At 64.0% G+C, this 21,836-nt stretch carries 24 protein-coding genes and 1 riboswitch; of the genes, 11 read left to right on the top strand and 13 right to left on the bottom strand.

Features of this window, described 5'->3' with window-relative positions:
- Positions 1-94: 94 nt before the first annotated feature.
- The gene (locus AAG799_RS12765; protein ID WP_341896430.1) at positions 95-1,231 is read left to right on the top strand and encodes an acyl-CoA dehydrogenase family protein; all 1,137 of its coding nucleotides are present in this window, start codon (positions 95-97) and stop codon (positions 1,229-1,231) included.
- A 16-nt stretch (positions 1,232-1,247) separates the two neighbouring features.
- On the opposite strand, the gene AAG799_RS12760 is transcribed toward AAG799_RS12765, so the two are convergent.
- Positions 1,248-1,862, bottom strand: a complete 615-nt coding sequence (locus tag AAG799_RS12760; RefSeq protein WP_341896428.1) for a DNA-3-methyladenine glycosylase I — start codon at positions 1,860-1,862, stop codon at positions 1,248-1,250.
- 6 nt (positions 1,863-1,868) lie between these two features.
- Complete coding sequence (locus AAG799_RS12755) at positions 1,869-2,711, bottom strand: folate-binding protein (protein ID WP_341896426.1); 843 nt, start codon at positions 2,709-2,711, stop codon at positions 1,869-1,871.
- 99 nt (positions 2,712-2,810) lie between these two features.
- On the opposite strand from AAG799_RS12755, the gene AAG799_RS12750 reads away from it, so the two are divergent.
- Together AAG799_RS12750 and AAG799_RS12745 are read left to right on the top strand one after the other, a co-directional pair.
- Entirely contained in the window at positions 2,811-3,773 is a 963-nt protein-coding gene (locus AAG799_RS12750) for a glycosyltransferase family 9 protein (protein ID WP_341896424.1), read from the top strand.
- Positions 3,774-3,776: 3 nt separating this feature from the next.
- Positions 3,777-4,547, top strand: a complete 771-nt coding sequence (locus AAG799_RS12745; protein ID WP_341896422.1) for a glycosyltransferase family 2 protein — start codon at positions 3,777-3,779, stop codon at positions 4,545-4,547.
- Here the strand turns inward: AAG799_RS12745 and AAG799_RS12740 are convergent, their stop codons facing one another.
- From AAG799_RS12740 to AAG799_RS12700, 9 genes are all read right to left on the bottom strand, one after another.
- A complete protein-coding gene (locus AAG799_RS12740; RefSeq protein WP_341896420.1) occupies positions 4,548-6,401 on the bottom strand; it encodes a hypothetical protein in 1,854 nt (617 codons plus the stop codon).
- Positions 6,398-8,200 carry an asparagine synthase (glutamine-hydrolyzing) gene (gene asnB, locus AAG799_RS12735; protein WP_341896418.1) on the bottom strand — a complete coding sequence of 601 codons (1,803 nt, stop codon included), beginning with the start codon at positions 8,198-8,200 and terminating at the stop codon, positions 6,398-6,400. Before asnB ends, AAG799_RS12740 begins: the two co-directional genes overlap by 4 nt.
- A 120-nt stretch (positions 8,201-8,320) precedes the next feature.
- Positions 8,321-8,620 (bottom strand): Usg family protein, encoded by a 300-nt coding sequence (locus AAG799_RS12730; RefSeq protein ID WP_341896416.1) that lies wholly within the window; start codon positions 8,618-8,620, stop codon positions 8,321-8,323.
- 154 nt (positions 8,621-8,774) lie between these two features.
- Positions 8,775-9,101, bottom strand: a complete 327-nt coding sequence (locus AAG799_RS12725; RefSeq protein ID WP_341896414.1) for a hypothetical protein — start codon at positions 9,099-9,101, stop codon at positions 8,775-8,777.
- Positions 9,098-9,424 carry a hypothetical protein gene (locus AAG799_RS12720; protein ID WP_341896412.1) on the bottom strand — a complete coding sequence of 109 codons (327 nt, stop codon included), beginning with the start codon at positions 9,422-9,424 and terminating at the stop codon, positions 9,098-9,100. Before AAG799_RS12720 ends, AAG799_RS12725 begins: the two co-directional genes overlap by 4 nt.
- Before the next feature lie 17 nt (positions 9,425-9,441).
- Positions 9,442-9,750 carry a hypothetical protein gene (locus AAG799_RS12715; protein ID WP_341896410.1) on the bottom strand — a complete coding sequence of 103 codons (309 nt, stop codon included), beginning with the start codon at positions 9,748-9,750 and terminating at the stop codon, positions 9,442-9,444.
- 89 nt (positions 9,751-9,839) lie between these two features.
- Positions 9,840-10,154 carry a hypothetical protein gene (locus AAG799_RS12710; RefSeq protein ID WP_341896408.1) on the bottom strand — a complete coding sequence of 105 codons (315 nt, stop codon included), beginning with the start codon at positions 10,152-10,154 and terminating at the stop codon, positions 9,840-9,842.
- On the bottom strand, positions 10,141-11,367 hold the full coding sequence (locus AAG799_RS12705) for a peptidoglycan-binding protein (RefSeq protein ID WP_341896406.1): 1,227 nt from the start codon (positions 11,365-11,367) through the stop codon (positions 10,141-10,143). The genes AAG799_RS12710 and AAG799_RS12705 overlap by 14 nt, the downstream gene beginning before the upstream one ends.
- 80 nt (positions 11,368-11,447) lie before the next feature.
- A complete protein-coding gene (locus AAG799_RS12700; RefSeq protein WP_341896404.1) occupies positions 11,448-11,810 on the bottom strand; it encodes a peptidoglycan-binding domain-containing protein in 363 nt (120 codons plus the stop codon).
- Between the two features lie 314 nt (positions 11,811-12,124).
- Between AAG799_RS12700 and AAG799_RS12695 the strand changes: the two genes are divergently transcribed.
- The 7 genes from AAG799_RS12695 to AAG799_RS12665 all read left to right on the top strand — a co-directional run bounded on the left by AAG799_RS12695 (position 12,125) and on the right by AAG799_RS12665 (position 19,925).
- Positions 12,125-13,291: an acetyl-CoA acetyltransferase gene (locus AAG799_RS12695; RefSeq protein ID WP_341896402.1), complete on the top strand. Its 1,167-nt coding sequence runs from the start codon at positions 12,125-12,127 to the stop codon at positions 13,289-13,291.
- Between the two features lie 100 nt (positions 13,292-13,391).
- Positions 13,392-14,381 (top strand): MDR family oxidoreductase, encoded by a 990-nt coding sequence (locus AAG799_RS12690; protein WP_341896400.1) that lies wholly within the window; start codon positions 13,392-13,394, stop codon positions 14,379-14,381.
- A 276-nt stretch (positions 14,382-14,657) separates the two neighbouring features.
- A complete protein-coding gene (locus AAG799_RS12685) occupies positions 14,658-15,992 on the top strand; it encodes a peptidoglycan-binding domain-containing protein (RefSeq protein ID WP_341896399.1) in 1,335 nt (444 codons plus the stop codon).
- Entirely contained in the window at positions 15,989-16,708 is a 720-nt protein-coding gene (locus AAG799_RS12680; RefSeq protein ID WP_341896397.1) for a hypothetical protein, read from the top strand. Before AAG799_RS12685 ends, AAG799_RS12680 begins: the two co-directional genes overlap by 4 nt.
- Before the next feature lie 95 nt (positions 16,709-16,803).
- A complete protein-coding gene (locus AAG799_RS12675; RefSeq protein WP_341896395.1) occupies positions 16,804-18,603 on the top strand; it encodes a feruloyl-CoA synthase in 1,800 nt (599 codons plus the stop codon).
- Positions 18,604-18,680: 77 nt separating this feature from the next.
- Entirely contained in the window at positions 18,681-19,238 is a 558-nt protein-coding gene (locus tag AAG799_RS12670; RefSeq protein WP_341896393.1) for a Spy/CpxP family protein refolding chaperone, read from the top strand.
- A gap of 48 nt (positions 19,239-19,286) precedes the next feature.
- Positions 19,287-19,925 carry a hemolysin III family protein gene (locus tag AAG799_RS12665; protein ID WP_341896391.1) on the top strand — a complete coding sequence of 213 codons (639 nt, stop codon included), beginning with the start codon at positions 19,287-19,289 and terminating at the stop codon, positions 19,923-19,925.
- Here the strand turns inward: AAG799_RS12665 and cysQ are convergent.
- Positions 19,922-20,725 carry a 3'(2'),5'-bisphosphate nucleotidase CysQ gene (cysQ, locus tag AAG799_RS12660; protein ID WP_341896389.1) on the bottom strand — a complete coding sequence of 268 codons (804 nt, stop codon included), beginning with the start codon at positions 20,723-20,725 and terminating at the stop codon, positions 19,922-19,924. The two genes, AAG799_RS12665 and cysQ, sit on opposite strands and share 4 nt — an antisense overlap.
- A 13-nt stretch (positions 20,726-20,738) precedes the next feature.
- Entirely contained in the window at positions 20,739-20,918 is a 180-nt protein-coding gene (locus AAG799_RS12655) for a DUF3553 domain-containing protein (protein WP_341896387.1), read from the bottom strand.
- A gap of 114 nt (positions 20,919-21,032) precedes the next feature.
- Here AAG799_RS12655 and AAG799_RS12650 point away from each other — a divergent pair, with 114 nt between their 5' ends.
- The gene (locus AAG799_RS12650) at positions 21,033-21,650 is read left to right on the top strand and encodes a histidine phosphotransferase family protein (RefSeq protein WP_341896384.1); all 618 of its coding nucleotides are present in this window, start codon (positions 21,033-21,035) and stop codon (positions 21,648-21,650) included.
- Between the two features lie 25 nt (positions 21,651-21,675).
- A riboswitch (cobalamin riboswitch) is annotated at positions 21,676-21,836 on the top strand. This riboswitch is flagged as partial in the annotation.

Here is a 21,836-nt window from a genome sequence, read left to right as displayed (position 1 = left end):
TCTATTTTTGCACTATCTCCGCCCGGCCCTGCCCCGCATAACCCGCCTCCGCGTTTCACCGATGAAGCAAACCAAGGGACGGAGGCCCCTGACCATGACCCTACAGACCACCATCAAGACACCCGATAGCCTGCCGCTGGCCGAGCGGGTGCAGAGTCTGGCGCCGCGGATCGCCGGCCAGGCCGCCGCCAACGATGCCGCCGACCGCTTCTCGCCCGAGACCTTCGCCCTGCTGAAGGCCAACCGCATCTTTTCCGCCGGCATCCCCGTCGAGCTGAATGGTGGCGGCGCCAGCTATCGCGAGCTGACCGAGATGCTGCGCTTCCTGGCCCGCCAGTGCAGCGGCACGGCGCTGGCGCTGGCCATGCACACCCATCCGCTGGCCGCCATGGTGCGGCGCTGGCGCAGCGACCCGGCAGCTGTCGAAAAGCCGCTGGGCAAGATCGCGGCCGAGGAGCTGATGCTGCTGTCCACCGGCGGCAACGACTGGCTCGATGGCTCCGGCATCGCCAAGAAGACCGAGGGCGGCTACCTGTTCTCGGCGCGCAAGCGCTTCGTCAGCGGTGCCGAGGCCGGCAACCTGCTGATGACCATGGCGATCTGCGACACGGAAGTGCTGCATGCCGCCGTGCCGATGAACAGCAAGGGCATCACCATCGAGCAGACCTGGCGCACGCTGGGCATGCGCGCCAGCGGCTCGCAGGATGTGCGGCTGGAGGATGTGTTCGTGCCGGACGCCTCGATTGCCCTGCGCCGCCCGGCCGGCGTGTGGCATCCCTTCTTCCACCTGGTGACGCTGGTGGCCTTCCCGCTGATCTACAGCGTCTATCGTGGCGTGGCCGAACAGCTGCGCGACGAGGTGCTCAAGATCGCCGCCCGCCGCCGCAGCGACATGGATGCCCAATTGCAGGTCGGCGCCATGGAAACCGCCCTGGCTGCCGCCATTGCCGCCCATGAGCAGATGGTGAGCCTGGGTGAGTCTGGCGCGCCGGGCGAGCAGACCTCGGCCACCATCATGACGCTGAAACGCGCGATGACGGAAAGCCTGCTCACCATGGCAAGCCTTGCCATGGATGCGGCCGGCGGCAGCGCCTTCTATCGCGACAATGGCATCGAACGGCTGTTCCGCGACCTGCAGGCCGCGCGCTATCACCCGTTCACCCAGCTGCCGCAGCAGCGGCTGGCCGGCCGATTGGCACTCGGCCTGACCGCAGACGGCAAGGCGGCGTAAGTCCCGCGCAGGCAGGTCAGCCGGGGCGTTTGGCCCTGGCGACCTGCTTGTGGCGGTAGCATTCCACCAGATGGTCGTTGACCATGCCGACTGCCTGCATGAAGGCATAGACGATGGTGGGGCCGACAAAGGTGAAGCCGCGCTTGCGCAGGTCTTTCGACAGCGCCTGGCTGACCGCGGTTTCCGCCGGCACCTGCTTCAGCGATGACCAGCCGTTCTTCAGCGGCTTGCCATCGACATAGTTCCACAGATAGCCGGAGAAGCCGCCCTTCTCCGTCTCCATGATCTCCAGCCAGCCGCGCGCATTCGCCACCGTGCCGTGAATCTTGGCCTTGTTGCGGATGATGCCTTCGTTCTGCATCAGCGCATCCAGCTTCTTCGGCGTATAGCGCACGATCTTCTGCGGCTCGAAACCATCGAAGGCTTTGCGGAAATTGTCGCGCTTGCGCAGGATGGTGATCCAGCTGAGCCCCGCCTGGAAACCGTCGAGGATCAGCTTCTCGAACAGCGCGCGGTCATCCCATTCGGGCACGCCCCATTCGGTGTCGTGGTAGTTCACATACAGCGGATCGACGCCGCACCAGCCGCAGCGGCAGCGGCCGTCGTCATGGGTGATGGGAGTTTTCGACATATCGCTTCAGGTCTTTGCCTCGGGAATCGGTCCGGCATAGTCGGGCCGCGCGGCCTGCAGTGCAATCCCCGCCACATCCAGATCTTGCGATGTCGCATCCAGCCGCAGCAGCGCGAGGCCGATGCTGCCGGACACCGACCGCAGCTGACCGACCTCCTGCCCGTTCGCCATGATCGGCGTGCCGGCTGGCGGCAAGGGCTGCGCGCCCTGCACCCGATAGAGCTGCTTTTTCACCAGGCCGCGATACTTGGTGCGCGCGGTCAGCTCCTGGCCGATATAGCAGCCCTTCCTGAAATCGACGCCGTTGAGCGCCTCGAAATGGTTTTCCAGCAGCAGGCCCTTGTCGATCTCGATATCGCGCAGGCCATCGGGCACGCCGAGCGCGATGCGATGCGCGTCATAGGCCGCCGGACCGGCGAGCGGCAGCGGCGGTTCGGCCTGCTCCGGCAGCCACAGCCGCCAGCCCATCTGGGTGAGGCGCGGATCGTTGAACAGAATCCCGGCGACCGATGGCGCGGCACCGCCGAACAGCGCATAGCAGCGGACACCGTCCACCGGCGCGATCGTCACCTTGGCCCGCAGGCGATACAGCGTCAGGCGGCGCTGCAGATCGGCCAGTCGCTCGGCGGCGACATCCAGCAGCAGGCCAGATTTATGCGGATCTGGCGTGACAAAGAAATCGTGCAGGAACTTGCCCTGCGGCGACAGCAACGCGGCATAGGCGGCCTGGCCAGGTTCAAGCCCGGTCACGTTGTTGGAGACCAGCGCATCGAGGAAGCCGGCCGCCTCGTCCCCACCCAGGGACAGCAGGGCCCGGTCAGGCAGCGCAGCGCAGGTCAGATCGGCCATGAATCCTCCGGTTTTGGCCCTTCTGAGGTATGGGAGGGCCGGCGACTTGGCAAGGGCGGACACCCCCCCTATAACCAGCCAAACATTTAAGATTGAGCCATGCGCATCCTTTTCATCACTGCCAACCGGCTGGGCGACGCGGTGCTTTCCACCGGGCTGATCGATGCCCTGCACGCGCAGTTCCCCAAGGCCCGCTTCACCGTGGCCTGCGGACCGGCGGCGGCCGGCCTGTTCCAGGATCTGCCCAATCTCGACCGCATCATCGTCATGCATAAGAAGCCCTGGGCCGGGCATTGGTGGGAGCTGTGGAAGAAACTCGCGCTGACGCGCTTCTGGCTCATCATCGACCTGCGCGGTTCGGGCATCGGCCAGTTCCTGCTGGCGCGTCGCCGCCGCAGCTTCAGCGGCTCCGGCTCGCGCATGCACAAGGTCATCGTGCTGTCGAATTTCCTCAAGCTGAAAACCACTGCGGCACCACGCCTGTGGATCGGCTCCGATGCGACAAAGGCGGCCAAGAAACTCTGGCCCGATGACGGCCGCCCGGTGCTGGCACTGGGCCCGACGGCGAACTGGGGCGGCAAGATGTGGCCCGGTGAACGCTTCGCCGAGCTGGCGCAGCGCCTGACGGCCAAAGACGGCGGCATCCTGCCCGGCGCACGCATCGCCGTGTTCGGCGGCCCCGGCGAGGAAGCGCTGGCCCAGGCCACACTGGCCGGCCTGCCGCCCGAGCGCACGCTGGATTTTGTCGGCAAGCTCGACCTGCTCACCATCGCCGCCGCCCTGCAGCGCAGCAGCCTGTATATCGGCAATGACAGCGGCCTGATGCATCTGGCGGCGGCCAGCGGCGTGCCGACGCTCGGCCTGTTCGGCCCGAGCCGCGAGGAAGTTTATGGCCCCTGGGGCGAGAAGACCGCCGCGGTGCGCACCGATCTGAGCTATGACGAGATCATCCGCCAGCCCGGCTATGACTATCGCAGCCAGGACAGCCATATGCTCACCTTAAGCGTCGACAAGGCGCAGCGCGCCGCCGAACATCTGTGGAAGCATTCTCAGGACGAGTGAGCCATGACTGCTCCCAAACTCTCTGCACTGGTTGTGGCGCATAACGAAGCCGGCCAGATCGCCGACTGCCTGGAGCGCCTGCGCTTTGCCGACGAGATCGTGATGGTGCTGGATCGCTGCACCGACAACACCCGCGCGATTGCCGCCGGCTTCACCGACAAGCTGATCGAGGGCGCCTGGCCGCTGGAGGGCGAACGCCGCAATACCGGCATTGCCGCCTGCAGCGGCGACTGGATCCTGGAAGTGGATGCCGACGAACGCGTGCCGGCCGAAATGGCGACCGAGATCCGCGACGTGATCGCGACCGCCAAGTTCGGCCATATCCTGGTGCCGTTCGACAATTACGTCGGCAGCCGTCTGGTGCGCTATGGCTGGGGCGGATACTTCGGCGTGATGATGGCGCCGCGGTTATGCGCCAGGGGCGCCAAGCACTGGGGTGCGCAGCGCGTGCATCCGGCCCTGGAACTGAAGGGCGAGCAGCGCTTTCTCAAGAGCCGCATGATTCATTATGTCGACAAGAATATTTCCGACATGATTCACCGCCTCGACCGCTACACCACCTCGAATGCCGCCGACCTGCGGGCGCGGCGCGCCGCGGGCCAGGATATCGGCAGCTACGGCCACAATATCCGCCGCATCTTCAGCCGCTTCTATAAATGCTATGTCGGGCGCAAGGGCTATCGCGAGGGCCGCTATGGCTTCCTGATCGCGCTGATGGCCGGGCTGTATCCGATCCTCAGCTACCTGAAGGCGGATCTCGAAAGCGGCGAGTGATCACCGCTTGATGTAGATGCCCTGCCCGGTCGGACTTTCGAAGATCACCGCGCCGCGCGCGCGGAAAAACGCCATCTCGGCATCGTGGCTGTCGCGGTAGCGCTGGAAGCCGAAATCGTCGAACACGATCATGCCGCCGGGCACCAGCCGCTCATGGATGATCTCCAGCGCCGCCAGCTCGGGCCCGGCCACATTCAGATCGAGCTGCGCGAAAGCCACCCTGTCGGGCAGGCCTTGCGCGAAACTCTCGGGCACCGCGCCCTTGATGACGCGGAAATTGCCGAACGGCGCGAAGGTGGCCGATACCCGGTCGAACAGTTCAGGCCCATGGCCGGATTTGCGCGCCTCGTCGGGCGGATTCTCGAACAGGTCGTAGAGGAACCAGGTCTTGCCAGATGGGTCGCTGCGGAAATCGCAATAGCGTTCCATGATCTCGACCGTGCGGCCGTCATAGCAGCCGACATCCATGAAATCACCCGGCAGGCCGAGGCAGCTTTTCGCCGCCCAGCAGAGCGTATAGATGCGCCAGATGCGCGCCCGCAGGGTCTGGTCGGTGCCATAGCTGCCGACCGCGCGGATGAAATCCTCCTGTTGCAGGAAGCCGGCATTGCGGAACCACACCAGCATGTCGTCCACCGCCACCGCGCCGCTGCCCGGGCGGTTGGCCTGCAGGATTTCCGCCGCAGCCTGGATATGGCCGCCGAACTTTTGCCGCGTCTCGGCCGCATCAAACGGCGGCCGGTTATATTCCTTGTTGATGAAGGCAAACATCGGCTTCACATAGCCGCCGGGCTTTGACTCCACTGTGGCTGCCTCCGTCTTCGGTGCGGGCGCCGCCGCCGCCAGTTCGGCCTGCAGGATCGGCGCGAACAGGTTGGCGCCGGACTTGCGCCAGACCTGCAGCCAGGGAAGCTGGAACTGCGCCGCCGAGGCGACGCTGCCCTTGGACGGACCCTTGAGGTGCAGCACGTATTTGCGCTTGAGCTGGAACTTGGAATACTGCTCGGAATCGCGGATGAAGAAGTTGAAGTCATCGCAGTTGAGATAGCGCAGCAGCGCGCCATCGATCACCCGGCGGTCGAGATCGCTTAAATGCCCCGTCGCAATGGCCGCGCCGTTCAGCGACAGCTGGCCACCGCGCCAGCGCCGGATATCGCCATAGACCTCTTTCACCCGCGCATCGGCGCAGAGCGCCTCGTAGGTGCCGAGATAGCGGCGGAAGAACTTGGCCGCACCGTCGCCCGGCCGCTTGGCGGCAAAGATCACGCCCTCGTTCAGCGGCATCAGGCCGGGGCTGGTGCGATAGGTGACGGCGACATCGAAGCCGAGGTCGAACACCTTTTCCAGCGGCGCATTGGCAAAGGCGTCGCTGTCGAGGAAGGCGGCATGCCCGGTGAAAGCCGATGAGGCGAGATAGGCATTCATCGCCACCACGCGCTCATACATCAGCCAGCCGGGGTTGAGCGGCAGGCGCACCACCGTCACATCGGCGGGCACGAAGGCGGTGTCATCATCCGCGCCGGTAACATAGAGGATGCGGCAATCGGGATTGAAGCCGCGCGCCATGGCAAAGGTATGCTGCAGCACGCTGGTGTAATCGATCTTGCCCTGGTCGGCCTGGATATCGACATAGTCGATATGGCGATGCTCATCGGGCAGCTTGAGATGATAGACCAGCACGGTAAGCGGCGCCGGCGGCAATCCGGCCACCGCGGCATCGAAGGCTTGCGCCAGGGTGGCAATGCGGGTTTCGATCTCCGGTGCCAGCGCCATGGTCGCCAGACCGGCGGCATGGGCGACAAAGGCTTCCATGTCGTCGAGATGTTTCTGCTCGGCCTTGGTTGTCCCGGTCACAGCGGCCGCTCCACGCTGTCGACCCATTTGGCCAGCACAATGGTGGCCCAGATCGCATTGATGCCCTTGCCGGCGGCGCGGAACAGGCGATCCAGCGCGCCGGGCCTCTGCGTGAAGAAGCGCGTCTCGCTCAACCGCCGATGCGCCAGCCGCAGCTCCTGTTCCAGCCGCGCCTGGTTGTTGAAAAACACGCTGGGCGGCATGCCGAAGCCTTTTTTCGGCGCCTGCACATGCTGGGCGGGCAGATAGCGTGCCAGCAGATGGCGCAGCGCCAGCTTCTGCATCTTGCCGTTCCAGCACAGGCCCAGGCCGGCGCGGCTGGCCAGACCGAGCAGGCGCGGGCTTAAGAACGGCGTGCGCACTTCCAGCGCATGCTGCATGCTCATGCGGTCGACTTTCGCCAGCACGGCGCCGGGCAGGTAGGTGCGGAAATCGAGCTGGCGCAGGCTGTGCAGCGCCGGCCGGCCGAGATGCATGAAGACCGGCGCATAGCGGTCGTAGAAATCCAGCACTGCCTCATAGCCCTGCGGCAGCGCCTCGCGCACCGCATCGGCGGCAAACACCGGCAGGCCGCGTTCGATATAGGTCTGCACCATCGCCGGCGCGCGGCCGGAGCGGTCGCGGTCATAGGCCACGGCGAAAGCCGGATAGCGGCTGTAACCACCGAACAGCTCGTCGCCGGCATCGCCCGAGATGGCCACGGTGACATGCTGGCGGGTGAATTCGGCCAGCAGATAGGTCGGCACGCAGCTGCGGTCGCCATTGGGCTCGTCCAGCAATTTGCCGATATCGCCGCAGATGCGATCGAAATCGGCGGCGCCGAAAATATGCTCGCGATGCTCGGTGCCGAGCCGCGTGGCGATGTCGCGTGCAGCAATATGCTCGGAGCCCGGATCGCCCTCGAAGCCGATGGTGAAGGTTTTCACCGTCTTGCCGAGCTTCTTCGCCAGCAGCGCGCAGGCCAGCGCCGAATCGACGCCGCTGGAGAGGAACGCGCCAAGCGGCACATCGGCATTCAGCCGGTCGGTCAGCGCCTCCGACAGTGCCTCTTCCAGCGTGTCGACATATTTGCTTAAGCGGTCGGGCCCCACTTCATGGGCCTGGTCGATCTCGAAACTGTAATAGCGGTTGAGGCTCTGCCGGCCGTCGCGCGTCACCTGCAGCACGCAACCCGGTTCGAGTTTTTTCACCGGCGCCAGGATGGTGTCGGGGTCCGGCACATAGCGCAGCGTGAAATACAGCGCCAGCGCGGATTCCGACAGCGTGACCGGCAGTTCCTCGACTTCCAGCAGCGCCCGCAGCTCGGAGGCAAAGGCGAGGAAGCCGTCGCCGGCGGCATAATACAGCGGCTTCTCGCCGGCGCGGTCGCGCGCCAGCGTGGTGATGCCGGTCTCGCGGTCGAAGATGGCGAGCGCGAACATGCCATCCACCACGGTGAAGAAATCGACGCCATCGACGGCGAAGCCGGCCAGGATCACTTCCGTGTCGGTGCCGGTGTGGAACTGATGCCCGAGCTTTTCCAGCTGCTGGCGCAGGTTGCGGTAGTTGTAGATCTCGCCATTGAAGCTGATGACATAGCGGCCATCGGCGCTGTGCATCGGCTGATGCCCGGCGGCCGAGAGATCGAGCACGCTGAGCCGCGTATGCCCCAGATGGCACAGGTTGTCCGGATCAGCCCACTGGCCGCGATCATCCGGGCCGCGATGGGCGATGCGGCGATTCATGCGGGCAATCGTCGCCTGGATGGCATCCGGCGCACGGGCGGGATTGAAATTCAGATAGCCGGCAATGCCGCACATGGACGGGGTGGATTCCTGACAGACTGGCCGTTATTGCAACAGGCTACCCTACCCGGCGCCGTCTTGACGAAAGGTGAAAATCCGCCGCTTTCCGCAGCCCGTCTGTCGCGGTCAGGCCGGCTAGTGCAGGTTGTAGCTCGCCGCCGCCGCCCGGATTTCCGCCGGGCTGACCACCCGGGCCGAAACCACGCGCACGCTGTGCAGCTTGCCGTCCAGGCTGGCCTCCCAGAAATCGAGGAACTTCTTCAGGCCGGGAAAGCGCGGCGCCAGATCGTAATCCTGCCACACGTAAGTCTGCAGCAGCTTGGGGTGATCGGGCATGTGGTAGAGGATTTCCGCCGTGGTCAGGCGGTGCGTCAGCAGCTTTTGCAGCCACGCGGTGTGATCGATTTTTTTATGGTCTGGGGACAAATCCGACATCTCGCCTCCTGCTTGTGCGGGAGCCGCTACCCGATGCCGACAACACCGACTCGGGAGCCGGCATACCAACAGTCAAAGCCTGTCCGAAGTGTCGGATCTGTTGCAATAAGATTGTGTAAACGTGACGCCGATTGGCACTCGCAGCGGCGTGCTGCTAATCGGCGGCTCGCCGCCGCATCAGGGTCCAGACGGCGAAAACGATCATGCCGAACAGCAAGGCCGGCGGCACGACATAGAAGCTCGCCAGATCCCAGTTGAAGTCGCAGGTGTAACCGATACGGCCACCGGCATTCATCTGCAGCGGCAGCGTTCCCCCATCGCCTTCGACCGCGGCACATAGGCCGCGCGGTTCATGGCCCTCGGTCTGGATCAGGATGCTGCCGAAGAATACCAGCGGCAGGATCGCCCCAAGCCCAACGCTCACCAGCAGGCGAAGCGGCCAGGGAAGCGGGTACCGAACGCTGGCCGTCCCGGCATTCATCGGAGCTTCTCTCGTCCTGCGCCGAAGGCGAGTACGGTGAGGACCACCGCCGGCGTCAGGATTACAATCGCACCGGCATAGGACAGCGCGGCGAAGATCAGGAGTTGCAGGAGGTCGAGGTCGCAGCTTTTTGCCGCGCCGAAGACAAAGCGCGGCAGGTCGGCAACGGCGCAGAATTCATAGTAATCGTCGGTGCTGCCGGTTGCATACAACTCGACCAGATTGATGCCTGGCACGATGGCCGGGCCAATCAGTCCCGCCAGCAGGAGCCATCGTGTAAATCGTCGCAAGATGGCCTTCCGGACATGGCGGAAGCTCGTCATCCCGACATCTCCTCGCGTCATTTGGCGGACTTGCGCCGCAAGCCGCTGAAACCACCTGCCACAAACAGGGCAACCGGAAACAGCATGAGCGCGCCTATGCCATAGGAAAAGGCGGCAAACAATGCCACCTGCCGCAAGCTCAGATCGCAGGTTGTCGCCGCCCCAAGCAGAAACGGCGGATGTTCGACATCGTCGCAGAACTCACCATAGTCGGCGGTTGTCCCTTCGGTATAAAGCTCATAAAGCTCGATGCCGGGCACATAGGCAGGGCCCGCCAGGCTCAACACGGCCAGTATCAGCGCAAGGCGTTTCCAGAGCGGATTCACAGGATTCACTTCAGATCAGGGAAAATCTGTTCCCACCGAAAATGGTGAGCTAGAAAGTTCAAAACCAGAAAGATTGGGCATATCTTCAGTCACTCTGAAATATGCTGGCGCTCGCCGTGGGCTGCCGCAAGAAGAAGGATAGCGCCGATCAGTAGGATCGGGAGAGTGCCGAATGCTGCAGACACGATGAAGGCCAGCAGCCATACGAGCCAGCGTGGATTGCAGCCGCCTTCATTGCCAAAGGGCAACAACCCCTGACCAACTTCGGTCATGTCGCACAGGTCGCTCATATCGTCTTGCGCACCAAGCAGCAGATAAAGCAGGAAGGCAATGCCCAATGCACCAGTGAGCAGACCGGCATAGGCACTGATCCTGAATAGCCTGCGCCATCTAACGCCGACCATGCGTCACTCCCATCGGTTTTTCCCAACTGCGCTCACGGTAGATATGGCCGATGCGGGCGCCACGATGATTGACGGTCTCCAACCCGACGCCGTTCCAGATCGAGCCTATTTTTTCCGGCGTCGGATCATCGAGGCGATCGCCAATGCGTTTGAGCAGCAATGCTGCCGCGCGGATATTGCGCTCGGGGTTGCGCGCCGCTTCCCGGGTCTCGACCCCCAGGGCGCCCCAGATTTTCGGGTTGATGTTCATCGGCATAATCGTGTCGCTGTAGCCCAGTGCGTCGCCCAGGTCATTGAAGACCACTTTATGCCCGTCAGCATTTTCATAATACATCACAGCCCGCACCAGATCGGGATCGACGCCCAAACGCGTCGCCTCCCGCTCCACAACTTTGTCGTAAATCTGGACCGCCTTTGCGCCTTTATTGTGGAGACGCCAGAGCGGTGCGCTGCCGTCTTCCTTCGGATTATCGGCGATCTCGAACCGCGCCGGTGCATTCTCCAGTATGCTACGGATTCGGTCCGCCGACGCGTTGACGACGGGTCGCTCATCACGGCCCGTCCCGCTCCCGGGCGGCACATCGCTGACGACACCGGTATTCGCCTGGGCAAAGCGCTGCGGCTCGGCCGCGCTGTCGGCCCTGTGGCCGGTGGCAGGCCGCAACAGGACAGGAGGATCCGGGTCATCCGGCCGCTTGAGCCAGGTACGGAGTGATGGTGGCGGTTCATCGCCGCGCACTTCACGGGTATACACCCCCGCAGGTGTCGGTCGCCGCGGCTGGTAGAAGCCGCGGATGGTGGAGATGGTCTCGCCGCTGGGCGCCGCGAAGCCATCGACATTGAGGCCATGCTCCTTCTGGAAATTGCGCAGCGCCTCATCGTCGCGCCCGCCCCAGAAGCCGGTCGGTCCCTCGGTGGCGGCCGAATCGAGAAAGCCTTCGCGATGCAGCAGGGCCTGCAGCTTGAACACATCGCCGCGCCGGTTGGCCTGGTCGGCGCCGACGCCGTCCTGCAGGTCGAACAGCCCGTCGCCGAAAATCCGGCCCAGCGGCGCGCCACGCATCCAGTCGCCCCGCGCCGCCTCCCAGCCCGGATCGGGGCTGGTCTCGGGCTTCTCGACATATGTGCCCATGTCGAGGCGCCCCATCGGATCGGGCAGGTATTCGAGATCATCCTGACGCGGCGGGGCGAACAGACGCTGATAGGCGACCATGGCTCATCCTTATGATTTTAAAAAATCCTGCGACCTGAAAATCGTATGACTGAAAAAAACGGTCTGAAAAAAACGTGGACTCAGGCGGCGTGGCGGCTGCCCCGCACAGGCATGGCGGTGACAGGGGCGGCGACGGGCTGGAGATGGAAACCGCGCAGCGTGCTCATGGTCTCGCCTTCGGGTTCGGCCAGGCCGTCGATGACCAGCCCGTTGTCGCGCTGGAAGCGCCGCAGCGCATAGTCGTCGCGATTGCCCCAGTCGCCGCCCCAGCCGCCTTCGGGGCCAGCGGCATCGAGATAACCTTCGCGATGCAGCAGGGTTTGCAGCTTGAACACATCGGAGCGGCGGTTGGTGCGGCCGACACCCACGCTGCCCGACAGTTCGAACAGGCGCTCATCCGGGCGGCTCATCTCAAAAAACGGCGTGGTGAGAAGGTCGGGCATCAGGCAGCTCCCTGTCTAGAACATATAGTGAATATATCGCCCCGCACCCCTTGCCGCAAGACTATTTTCGCCTTATGTTCTCATTTCAGCCAAGACAAGCCAATTCAAGGGCTTAGCCTGCGCGCGAAGCGAAATAAGCCTCGCATAAGCCGGAATAAGGGTCGAATAAGCAGAAATAAGGACCGGATAAGACGGAATAAGGGTCAGACAGGCTCGGCGGACCGCAAACTCGCCTGCCGGTGCACGCCTTGACTTCAATACCCGCCCCTCTTCTCCTACGGCGACAAGACCAAGAGATTTCGGGAGAGATTTGGATGACCGCCTGCATCGTCGGCTGGAACCACAGCAAATTCGGCAAACTGGACGGCAAGGATGCCGAAGACCTGATCGTGGAGGTGGCGGTCGGCGCCATCCGCGATGCCGGCATCGAGCCCAAGGATGTCGATGCGATCTATCTCGGCCATTTCAACGGCGGCCTGATCGACCAGGATTTCACCGCCTCGCTGGTGCTGCAGGCCGATCCGGCCCTGCGCTTCAAGCCGGCGACCCGCGTGGAGAATGCCTGCTCCACCGGCACGGCGGCGATCTATCAGGGCCTCAATGCCATCGCGGCGAAGAAGGCGCGCTTCGTGCTCTGCGTCGGCGTCGAGAAGATGACCTCCGCCTCGACCGAGATGGTCGGCAATATCCTGGTCAAGGCGAGCTACAAGAAGACGGAAATCTTCAACGAGGGCGGCTTCGCCGGCGTGTTCGATTCGATCCAGAAGCAGTATTTCCAGCGCTATGGCGACCAGTCGGATGCCACCGCGATGATCGCCGCCAAAAACCACAAGAACGGCAGCAAAAATCCGCTGGCGCATATGCAGAAGGATTTCGGCTACGACTTCTGCAAGACCGTGTCCGACAAGAACCCGCTGGTGGTGGGCGGCATGCGCCGCACCGACTGCTCGATGGTGTCGGATGGCGCCGCCGCCCTGGTGCTGACCGATGTGCAGACCGCGCTGGGCATGAAGAAGGCGATTGCCTTCCGTGCCTCGAAACACGTGCAGGATTTCCTGCCGATGGCCAAGCGCGATGTGATCGCCTTCGAGGGCCCGGCCAAGGCCTGGGCCGATGCGCTGGGCGAAGCGGGCCTGAGCGTGTGGGATCTGTCCTTTGCCGAAAGCCATGACTGCTTCACCATTGCCGAACTGATCGAATACGAGGCGATGGGCCTCACCGCGCCGGGGCAAGGCGCGCGGGCGATCATGGAAGGCTGGACCCAGGCCGACGGCAAGCTGCCGGTGAATCCATCTGGCGGGCTGAAATCGAAGGGCCATCCGATCGGCGCCACCGGCGTGTCGATGCATGTGATGGCGGCGATGCAGCTGAGCGGCACGGCCGGCGACATCCAGGTGAAGAACGCCAAGCTCGGCGGCGTGTTCAACATGGGCGGCGTGGCGGTGGCCAACTACGTCTCGATCCTCGAACCGCTGCGGTAATTCGCCCTCCCGTCGTTCCCGCGAAAGCGGGAACCCAGTCTATCGGTTATGCTGGATGCCCGCCTTCGCGGGCATGACGATAAAGAAAGACGAGAATCCCATGTCCGATACCTTCCGCGCCGTTGTCATCGAAGAGGTCGACGGCAAGCCGAAAGCCGGCTTCAAGCAGATCGCCAAGAAAGACCTGCCGCAGAATGACGTGCTGGTCGAGGTCGCCTATTCGACGCTGAACTACAAGGACGGCCTGGCGCTCACGGGAGGCCGCATCGCGCGCAAGCTGCCGATGGTGGCCGGCATCGATCTCGCCGGCACGGTGGTGGTCTCGGGCAACGCCGATTTCAAGCCGGGCGACAAGGTGATCGTGAACGGCTATGGCCTGTCGGAAACCCAGTGGGGGGCCTACAGCCGCTTTGCCGCGATGAAAAGCGAGTGGCTGGTGCGCCTGCCCGATGCCTTCACCATGCAGGAGGCGATGGCCATCGGCACGGCCGGCTACACGGCGATGCTCTGCGTGATGGCGCTGGAGGATGCCGGCCTGCACAAGGACGATGGCGAGGTGCTGGTGACCGGTGCCGCCGGCGGTGTCGGCTCGGTTGCCGTCGCCCTGCTGGCGAAGAAGGGCTACAAGGTCATTGCCGCCACCGGCCGGCCGGAGACGCATGATTATCTCACATCGCTGGGCGCCAGCGGCTTCATCGCCCGCGAAGAGTTGAACCAGAAGGGCGCGCCGATGGCCAAGGAACGCTGGGCCGCGGCCATCGATTCCGTCGGCGGCCAGACGCTGGCCACCGTGCTGAGCCAGGTGAAATACGGCGGCTTCGTCGCTGCCTGCGGGCTTGCCGGCGGCACCGATCTGCCGGCCAGCGTGTTCCCCTTCATCCTGCGCAATGTCAGCCTGCTCGGCGTCGACAGCGTGATGGCGCCGATGCACAAGCGCAAGCGCGCCTGGTGGCAGCTGGCGCAGGATCTGCCGAAGGACAAGCTCAGCCAGATGACCGAGCTGCATCCGCTGTCGGACATCTTCGACCTGGCGCCGAAGATCCTGGCCGGCCAGATCCGCGGCCGTGTCGTCATCGACATCGCGACTTAGGCCACGCACTTTTCCCTAAAATCCTCATGGCCGGGCCCAGAAAGATCTTCCTGGCCGGCCATCCGCGTCTTTCGTTCAGCGCGCTTTGAACCAACGCAAATAGCTGATTGAAAAAAGAACAAAAAAGGTACATACTGAAGGAATATTATCAATACATATGTATTCAGCCGCCCGTGGAGTTTTTCCATGTCCTTGCAATCCGATCAAAATAATCCCGAAGACCTTTTCAGCTTTGCCGGCTCGGTCGGCCGCTTCGGTGACAACGACCGCGCCGATGTGATCAAGGCCCAGACCCTGCTGGCCAATGCCGGCTATTACGACCTGCCCGAACCCGGCATGCCGACCGGCTGGCCCGGCAGCGAATTGAACCGCGCGCTGATCCGTTTCCAGAAGGATCACGGGCTGGAACCTGACGGCACCTTGCTGCCACTCGGCCTCGGTGGTGTAGGCCGGAATGGCGTCGGCGAAACACTGCAGACCCTGCGAGACGAACTGTCGGATCGCCTGCAGCGCCATGCACCGCCGGATGTGGACGAGGTCGACCGCTTCTATCGCGAACGGCAGTTGCTGTCCGGCGCGGGCGAACCTCCTACCGATGTCACGTTGCGATCCGGTGGCGACGGTGAAGAGCCCATCGGGCTGAAGCCAGTGATGAGCGATGAGCCGCCGCCGGCTCGCCGTGAATTGCAGCCGGGACAGCAGGAGGCATTTTATCAGCGCCCCATCATCGAAGGCGTGAAGCAGATTCCGAATCTGTTGCGTGGCCTGGGCCTGGTAGCGCCGGCAATCACCTTACCCCTGTCCGGTGACACGCCGGACACCGACCGCGATGCGTTGCGCCAGCCAGAACCGGCCCAGCCGGAAGAAGACCGCCAGCAGCAGGATTTCGCCCAGCCGCAGCGCGGCCGCATCGTTATTGCTGAAGACGGCAAGGAACTGCATGTCCCGCCGCTCGGCACCTGGGCAGACAAGCTCAATCCGGAAGACCGGCAGATTGCCGATTCGCTCAACGATGCGTTGGCTGAAGAAATGGCGCTGCGGGTTGGCGGCAGCCGCGGCAATGCTTTGACCCAGGCCGGCGTCAACATCGCCATCCAGGAATGCCTGAAAGAATTGAGAGCTGTTCTGCCGGAAGCTGCAATCGCGCATGCGTTTGGCGGCAATCCAGAAGGAAAAACAGAGAGAGAGGCAAAAAAGGAGGAGCATATGTGGCAGTACAATGATGCTGGCGACAAAGTGCGAAAGGATAGTAACCGTAGCGATTTCAGTATCCTGATCGCACGCAATGTCGCTGAAATGCTGCGCGGAAATACCTACGATGGCGAAGACGGCAAGCCCGACGAGCGTGAAAGCAATGCCGAAACCAAGATCCGGGGAAAGATCGAAGACGAGGAATTCGTGATGGTCGAAAAACGGCATCCCGACAGAAGCGAGGAGCAGTTCCGCCGCGATGTGCGCGATGTCTGCCGTGCGGCGGCCGAACGTATCCGCGCAAAATGGGACCAGGACGGCGAGTTTTCGAAGCCGACCCCGGATAAGCCGGCTGACTATGATGGTCCCCCGAATGCCCGGCGCGCCCGGGAACTCCGCGAGCTGCGGGAGAGACAATGAGTTCGTCGATTTTCCTGCGCAGCCGTGATGTTTGCATGCTGGAGCGCGACTGGCTGGATTTCGGTTTCGCTCTGCAGGATGCATATCCCGGTGCGCAATATGAGCGCATATTGGATCGCTGGAATAAACCCGAAGATATCTGGCAGATGCCTGATCCGCCGGATTATCCCCACCATACCCATCTGCTCGATACGTCCGTAGGTCCGGGCGCCTCAGTAAGGATGATCATTAATCCAGACTGGAGGCGCGAATACTATAAGCTTTATGGTTGGTACGGCATGCCCGAGGATCAATGGTGCTGGGACTGGCCAGCCCCGCCGCCGCCATCCGCTATTTTTAGGCTTGGTGGCTACATATACAAAGAACCGGTGCCACACCCGTCAACGGGCGACATTACCTTTTACGGCGAAAACAAAAACAAGGACCATATGGCGCAGGCCGGTCGCTTCTTCCGACTCTTAAGCAAGTTCACCACCAACAAGAAAAATCTTGTCAATGTCCGCGTGCCGAGCATGGAAGTGACGGTGCCAGTTGGAAGCAGCAGCGGCTTCGCGCCCAGCTGGTGCGGCCATCACGCTATCGAATGGACGCGGCAGGAACCGGACCGCGTACTGTTTTATGCGCGCGCCGGCTTCGGCATCCGGCCGACCGCCGAGGTGGAGCCTTTCACACAACCACCACAACCGAAGGCGAAGAAAACGCGCAAGAAAGCCTGAGACTTCCCCCTTGCGGTAGCCAACGCTTTGGCTATGATCTCCAATATTGTAATGCTGCCTTACAAAATGGCGGCAGCGTTTCCGTGGGAGGAAACATGATCCAGCCGGGCGACACCAAGCCGTCATTCCTGCCGCTTGACCTGGCGGTGCCGCGCATCCGCCGCCGCGAGATAGCCGGCGGCGGCTTCATCCTCGAGTCCGCAGAGCCGCTCGGCCCCCATGCCGATCACCTGGGCCAGTTGCTGCAGGAACAGGCCGCCGCGCGGCCCGACCAGGTTTTCCTCGCCGAGAAATCCGCCGAGGGCTGGCGCCGCGTCAGCTACGGCGAAGCCTGGGCGGCGGCCCGCGCCATCGCGCAGGGTCTGCTGGATCGCGGCATGGACCAGAGCACGCCGATCGTGATTCTCTCGGGCAACAGTATCGACCATGCGCTGCTGATGCTGGGCGGCATGGTTGCCGGCGTGCCGGTCACGCCGGTTTCTGTCGCCTATTCGCTGATGAGCGGCGACTTCGCCAAGGTGCATCATATCCTCGGCCTGGTAAAACCACGACTGATTTTCGCCCAGGGAAACGGAAACCCGGGCGGCGGACCGTTTGCAAAGGTGCTGGCGACGCTGCCGCAAGGCATCGAGACGATCACCGATCTTGCCGCCTTGCGCGCGACACCGCCGACGGCCGCTGTCGATACGCGGTTCGCGCAGATCGGCCCGGACTGGGTGGCGAAGTATCTGTTTACCTCCGGCTCCACCGGACTGCCGAAAGGCGTCATCAACACCCATCGCATGCTGTGCTCCAACCAGCAGGCCATCGCGCAGATCTGGCCGTTCCTGCAGCAGACGCCGCCGGTGCTGCTCGACTGGCTGCCGTGGAATCATACCTTCGGCGGCAACCACAATTTCAACATGGTGCTGCGCCAGGGCGGCACGCTGCATATCGACGACGGCAAGCCGGCGCCGGGCCTGGTGGAAAAGACGGTTGCGAATTTAAGCGATGTCTCGCCGACAGTGTATTTCAACGTGCCCGCCGGCTACGCCATGCTGATCCCGCATCTGGAGAAAGACACGGCGCTGTGCGAGCGCTTCTTCCGCAACCTGCAAATGATCTTCTATGCCGGCGCCGCATTGCCGCCCGACCTGTGGGCGCGGCTGGAGGCGCTGTCGATCCGCACGCTGGGCCAGCGCGTGATCATGACCTCCAGCTGGGGCTCAACCGAGACGGCACCGCTGGCCACAGCCGCGCATTTCCCGATCGAACGTGCCGGCGTGATCGGCGTGCCGGTGCCCGGCGTGCAGCTGAAGTTCGTGCCCAGCGGCGCCAAGCTGGAAATCCGCGTCAAGGGCCCGAATGTCACGCCGGGCTATATCGGCAACACCGAACAGACGCAGAAGGCTTTCGATGCGGATGGCTTCTACTGCATCGGCGATGCGGCCAGGCTTGCCGATCCCAGTGATCCAGCGCGCGGCGTGGTGTTCGACGGGCGGATCGCCGAGGATTTCAAGCTGACCACCGGCACCTGGGTGCATGTCGGCGGCGTGCGCGTAGCAGCATTGGCTGCCTGCTCGCCGCTGCTGCAGGATGCCGTGGTGACCGGGCAGGACCGCGACTATATCGGTCTGCTGGCCTGGCCATCGGCTGCAGCAAAGGATATGGCGCCGGAAGATTTGCGGCGGCAGATCGCGGAAAAACTCAGCGCGCAAAACACGGCGCAGAGCGGTTCGTCCTTCAAGGTGCGGCGCGTGCTGCTGCTGAGCGAACCGCCCTCCATCGATGCCAACGAGATCACCGACAAGGGCTATATCAACCAGCGCGCCACGCTGGAGCGCCGTCACGCCGATGTGATGCGGCTTTATGCCGATCCACCCGATGCAGACGTGATCGCCGTCACCGACAGATAACATCCGCCGCCCTAGATTGCGCGTGCTGCCGAAGCCGTATTTCCGGCGTGGCATCGCAAAGTCTTGGGAGACACGCCGTGACGCGACGTTTGTTCGCCACGCTGGCGTTCGGCCTGACACTGGCCGCCGGCTTCGCACTCGGCACCATCGGCCGGTATCCGGCCGGCATGCCGGCGCAAACCGCCGATACCGATATTCCGACCCTGCCGCCGCTGGCGGCGGTGATCGTGCCGGCCAACCCGCTTGATACCAGCGACGCCGAACGCAATCTCTATCCGGCGCCGCAGACCGCGCTGCAGATGGCCGAAAGCCTCAATCTTGACGAAGCGCAGCGGCAGACCCTGCGCCAGCTGCAGCATGACCTGGATGCGGAGGTCTCCGCGCTGGGCCGCCGCGTGGAAAGCGAAGAGCGCCGCCTGGCGCGCAGCTTTGCCGAGAACAACGTGGAAGCCACCCGCATCGATGCACTGACCGCGCGCATCGCTGCATTGCAGGGCCGCATCCGCGCCGTGCGCCTGCGCGGCCATCTGGCCGCGCGCGATACCCTGACGCCGGACCAGCTGCTGCGCTTTGCGTCCGCGCGCGGTTATGCCCCGGCGCCGGAAGACCAGCGCGACGACGATCTGTTTCGCTGACAATCAGCGTCTTCATTCGGCCCCAATCCTTGGGGTATGCTGGCCGCCATGGGTCGTCCCTGCAGCCGCGCCGAGATCATTGCCGATGCCATCGTGCATCTGCTCGGCCTGGCCTTTGGCATCGGCGCCTGCGTCACGCTGGTGATCCTGATCGCGCTGAACCCCGATCTGCCGCGCGGCATCAGCCTGGGCCTGTATAGTTTCGGCCTGCTCGCCATGCTGGCCTGCTCGGCGCTCTACAACATGACATCGCATGCCCGGCTGAAGGCGGTGTTCCGCCGCTTCGACCACGCCGCCATCTTCGTGATGATCGCCGGCACCTATACGCCATTTTCGCTGATCCTGATCGGCGGCCTGTGGGGCGCGCTGCTGCTCGGCTTTGTCTGGACCGTGGCGCTGATCGGCGTGTTTCTCAAACTGCGCTATCCGCTGCGCTTCGACCGGCTGTCGGTGGTGGCCTATCTGCTGCTCGGCTGGGTGATCCTCGCCGCCCTGCAGCCGCTGGTCAGCAATGCCTCGCTGGCGGCGCTGATCCTGCTGCTCACCGGCGGCGGGCTATATTCGCTCGGCGTGATCTTTCATCTGTGGGAACGCCTGCCCTACCAGAATGCGATCTGGCATGTCTTCGTGCTGGCCGCGGCCGCCTGTCACTACGCGGCGATCCTGGTCGACGTCGCGCTAGCCTAAGACTTTGCACCGCGCGCCAGGAACGCCGGATTGCGGAAATCCTTTTTGCCATAGGCCAGCGCCGGGCCTTCTGCAACGCCGTTCCAGGTGACGACCGCACCGCCGGCGGCTTCCAGCACGGCTTGGCCGGCCGCCGTATCCCATTCCGAGATCGAGGCAAAGCGCGGATAGAGATCGGCCGCGCCCTCGGCGATCTGGCAGAATTTCAGCGATGAGCCGACCGTACGGGTTTCCGGCGCCATCTGCTGCTTGAGCCAGGTGTCGACCGCCGGTTCGCGATGGTTGCGGCTGACCAGCACCAGGGCGCTGACCTTGGGCACCGGCCGGGCGGTGATCGCGCGGCCGGCCGCGCCGCTCTGCCGGTCGAAGCGCAGCGCGCCATCCGGAGTCCCGAGCCAGGCAATCTCCAGCGCCGGCGCCAGCACGATGCCGAGCATCGGGCGGCCGGCCTCGATCAGCGCGATATTGACGGTGAATTCGCCATTGCGCTCGATGAACTCGCGCGTGCCGTCCAGCGGATCGACCAGCCAGAAGGGCGCGCTGCCGACCTCTGGCGCCTCGCCGCGCGTCGCCAGCTCCTCGGCGACCACCGGAATCGCCGGCGTCAGCTTGCGCAGGCCGGCCAGGATGATGGCCTCGGCCGCATCGTCGGCATCGGTGACCGGGCTGCGGTCTTCCTTGGAGCGCGCCACAAAGGGTGTCGCATAGATCGCCATGATGGCCGCGCCGGCCTCGCGGGCCAGCGGCAGCAAAGCCATGGCCAGCTCATGGGTGGCAAGATCGCCGTGCGTGGACGTCATCCGGACCTTCGTTTCAGTCTTCGGGCGGTTTGACCGGCTTCAGCGGCACCTGCTCGACATTGATCAGGCGCTTGCCGGCATGCAGGAAATTGACGGTGACCCGCGCGCCGATGGCAGACTGCACCTGCCCCTGTCCCCAGTCGGGCTGCAGCGGGTTTTCCACCCAGTCGCCCGGAACGAACGGTGCCAGCATGTCTCTCGCTTGCGGTTGCCTGCCTGCTGCGGACATTCTAGACAGAGCATTGCCGTCCTGCCACCCACGGGTCGTGGGAATTGGGCTGGCGCGAATCACGGGAGCATCACTGCAATGGCCGCCGCCGACCTCGATCTTGTCGCCCTGATCTGCTCGCGGTTGTGTCACGACCTGGCCGGCAGCATCGGCGCGATCAACAACGGCGTCGAACTGCTGGCCGAGGAAACCGACCCGGCAATGCGCGACGACGCCATCGGCCTGGTGGCGCAGTCGGCCAATGATGCAGCCCGCCGCCTGGGTTTTTTCCGGCTGGCGCTCGGCGCCTCGGGCGATGCCGCCGAACCGATGGCCTTTGGCGAATTCTCCCGCGTGGCGAAAGCCTATTTCGACGGCGGCAAACTGAGCCTGCTGCTGCCGGCCACCGTGGGCAGCAGCCTGGCCAAGCCGCTGGGCAAGGCGCTTCTGCTCGGCCTGTCGCTGGCGGCCCAGGCCCTGCCGCGCGGCGGCAATCTCGCCCTGACCCAGCAGGGCAACAGCTGGCAGATCCGCGCCGAGGGCACCACCGTGCGCTGGCAGGAGAGTGTGGCTGCCGGTTTCGGCGACGGCGCCCTGCCTGCCGATCCGCAGGCAGCGATGGCGCGCTACACCAAACGGCTGGCAGAGAGTGCGGGCTGCACGCTGGTCACCGGCGTGGCGGAAAACAGCGTCACGCTCGGCTTCGCGCCGCGCTGAGAGTTTGACGGCCCATCTGCGACTGATTATCATCCCATGTGACGGTGCCCTTCGGGGCCGAACAGGGAATCCGGTGCAGCTGCTTGCGCAGCTTATGCCGGGGCTGCCCCCGCAACTGTAAGCGGCGAGTTTTCGTCATCGAGCCACTGATGCCCCAAGCATTGGGAAGGCGACGAACACTACGAC

Origin of the sequence: Ferrovibrio terrae (genome assembly GCF_943371255.1) — a bacterium.
GTDB classification, from domain to species: domain Bacteria; phylum Pseudomonadota; class Alphaproteobacteria; order Ferrovibrionales; family Ferrovibrionaceae; genus Ferrovibrio; species Ferrovibrio terrae_B.
The sequence above is the reverse complement of the archived record's forward strand: the minus strand, read 5'-3'. Positions and strand labels throughout refer to the sequence as shown.

Excerpts from the sequence above, each read along its gene's own strand:
- AAG799_RS12700 (WP_341896404.1), bottom strand. The coding sequence starts at position 11,810 with ATGCCCGACCTTCTCACCACGCCGTTTTTTGAGATGAGCCGCCCGGAT.
- AAG799_RS12690 (WP_341896400.1), top strand. The coding sequence starts at position 13,392 with ATGTCCGATACCTTCCGCGCCGTTGTCATCGAAGAGGTCGACGGCAAG.
- AAG799_RS12750 (WP_341896424.1), top strand. The coding sequence starts at position 2,811 with ATGCGCATCCTTTTCATCACTGCCAACCGGCTGGGCGACGCGGTGCTT.
- AAG799_RS12695 (WP_341896402.1), top strand. The coding sequence starts at position 12,125 with ATGACCGCCTGCATCGTCGGCTGGAACCACAGCAAATTCGGCAAACTG.
- cysQ (WP_341896389.1), bottom strand. The coding sequence starts at position 20,725 with ATGACGTCCACGCACGGCGATCTTGCCACCCATGAGCTGGCCATGGCT.
- AAG799_RS12650 (WP_341896384.1), top strand. The coding sequence starts at position 21,033 with ATGGCCGCCGCCGACCTCGATCTTGTCGCCCTGATCTGCTCGCGGTTG.
- AAG799_RS12760 (WP_341896428.1), bottom strand. The coding sequence starts at position 1,862 with ATGTCGAAAACTCCCATCACCCATGACGACGGCCGCTGCCGCTGCGGC.
- AAG799_RS12675 (WP_341896395.1), top strand. The coding sequence starts at position 16,804 with ATGATCCAGCCGGGCGACACCAAGCCGTCATTCCTGCCGCTTGACCTG.
- AAG799_RS12725 (WP_341896414.1), bottom strand. The coding sequence starts at position 9,101 with ATGAATGCCGGGACGGCCAGCGTTCGGTACCCGCTTCCCTGGCCGCTT.
- AAG799_RS12720 (WP_341896412.1), bottom strand. The coding sequence starts at position 9,424 with ATGACGAGCTTCCGCCATGTCCGGAAGGCCATCTTGCGACGATTTACA.
- AAG799_RS12665 (WP_341896391.1), top strand. The coding sequence starts at position 19,287 with ATGGGTCGTCCCTGCAGCCGCGCCGAGATCATTGCCGATGCCATCGTG.
- AAG799_RS12730 (WP_341896416.1), bottom strand. The coding sequence starts at position 8,620 with ATGTCGGATTTGTCCCCAGACCATAAAAAAATCGATCACACCGCGTGG.
- AAG799_RS12710 (WP_341896408.1), bottom strand. The coding sequence starts at position 10,154 with ATGGTCGGCGTTAGATGGCGCAGGCTATTCAGGATCAGTGCCTATGCC.
- AAG799_RS12765 (WP_341896430.1), top strand. The coding sequence starts at position 95 with ATGACCCTACAGACCACCATCAAGACACCCGATAGCCTGCCGCTGGCC.
- asnB (WP_341896418.1), bottom strand. The coding sequence starts at position 8,200 with ATGTGCGGCATTGCCGGCTATCTGAATTTCAATCCCGCCCGTGCGCCG.
- AAG799_RS12680 (WP_341896397.1), top strand. The coding sequence starts at position 15,989 with ATGAGTTCGTCGATTTTCCTGCGCAGCCGTGATGTTTGCATGCTGGAG.
- AAG799_RS12705 (WP_341896406.1), bottom strand. The coding sequence starts at position 11,367 with ATGGTCGCCTATCAGCGTCTGTTCGCCCCGCCGCGTCAGGATGATCTC.
- AAG799_RS12755 (WP_341896426.1), bottom strand. The coding sequence starts at position 2,711 with ATGGCCGATCTGACCTGCGCTGCGCTGCCTGACCGGGCCCTGCTGTCC.
- AAG799_RS12655 (WP_341896387.1), bottom strand. The coding sequence starts at position 20,918 with ATGCTGGCACCGTTCGTTCCGGGCGACTGGGTGGAAAACCCGCTGCAG.
- AAG799_RS12745 (WP_341896422.1), top strand. The coding sequence starts at position 3,777 with ATGACTGCTCCCAAACTCTCTGCACTGGTTGTGGCGCATAACGAAGCC.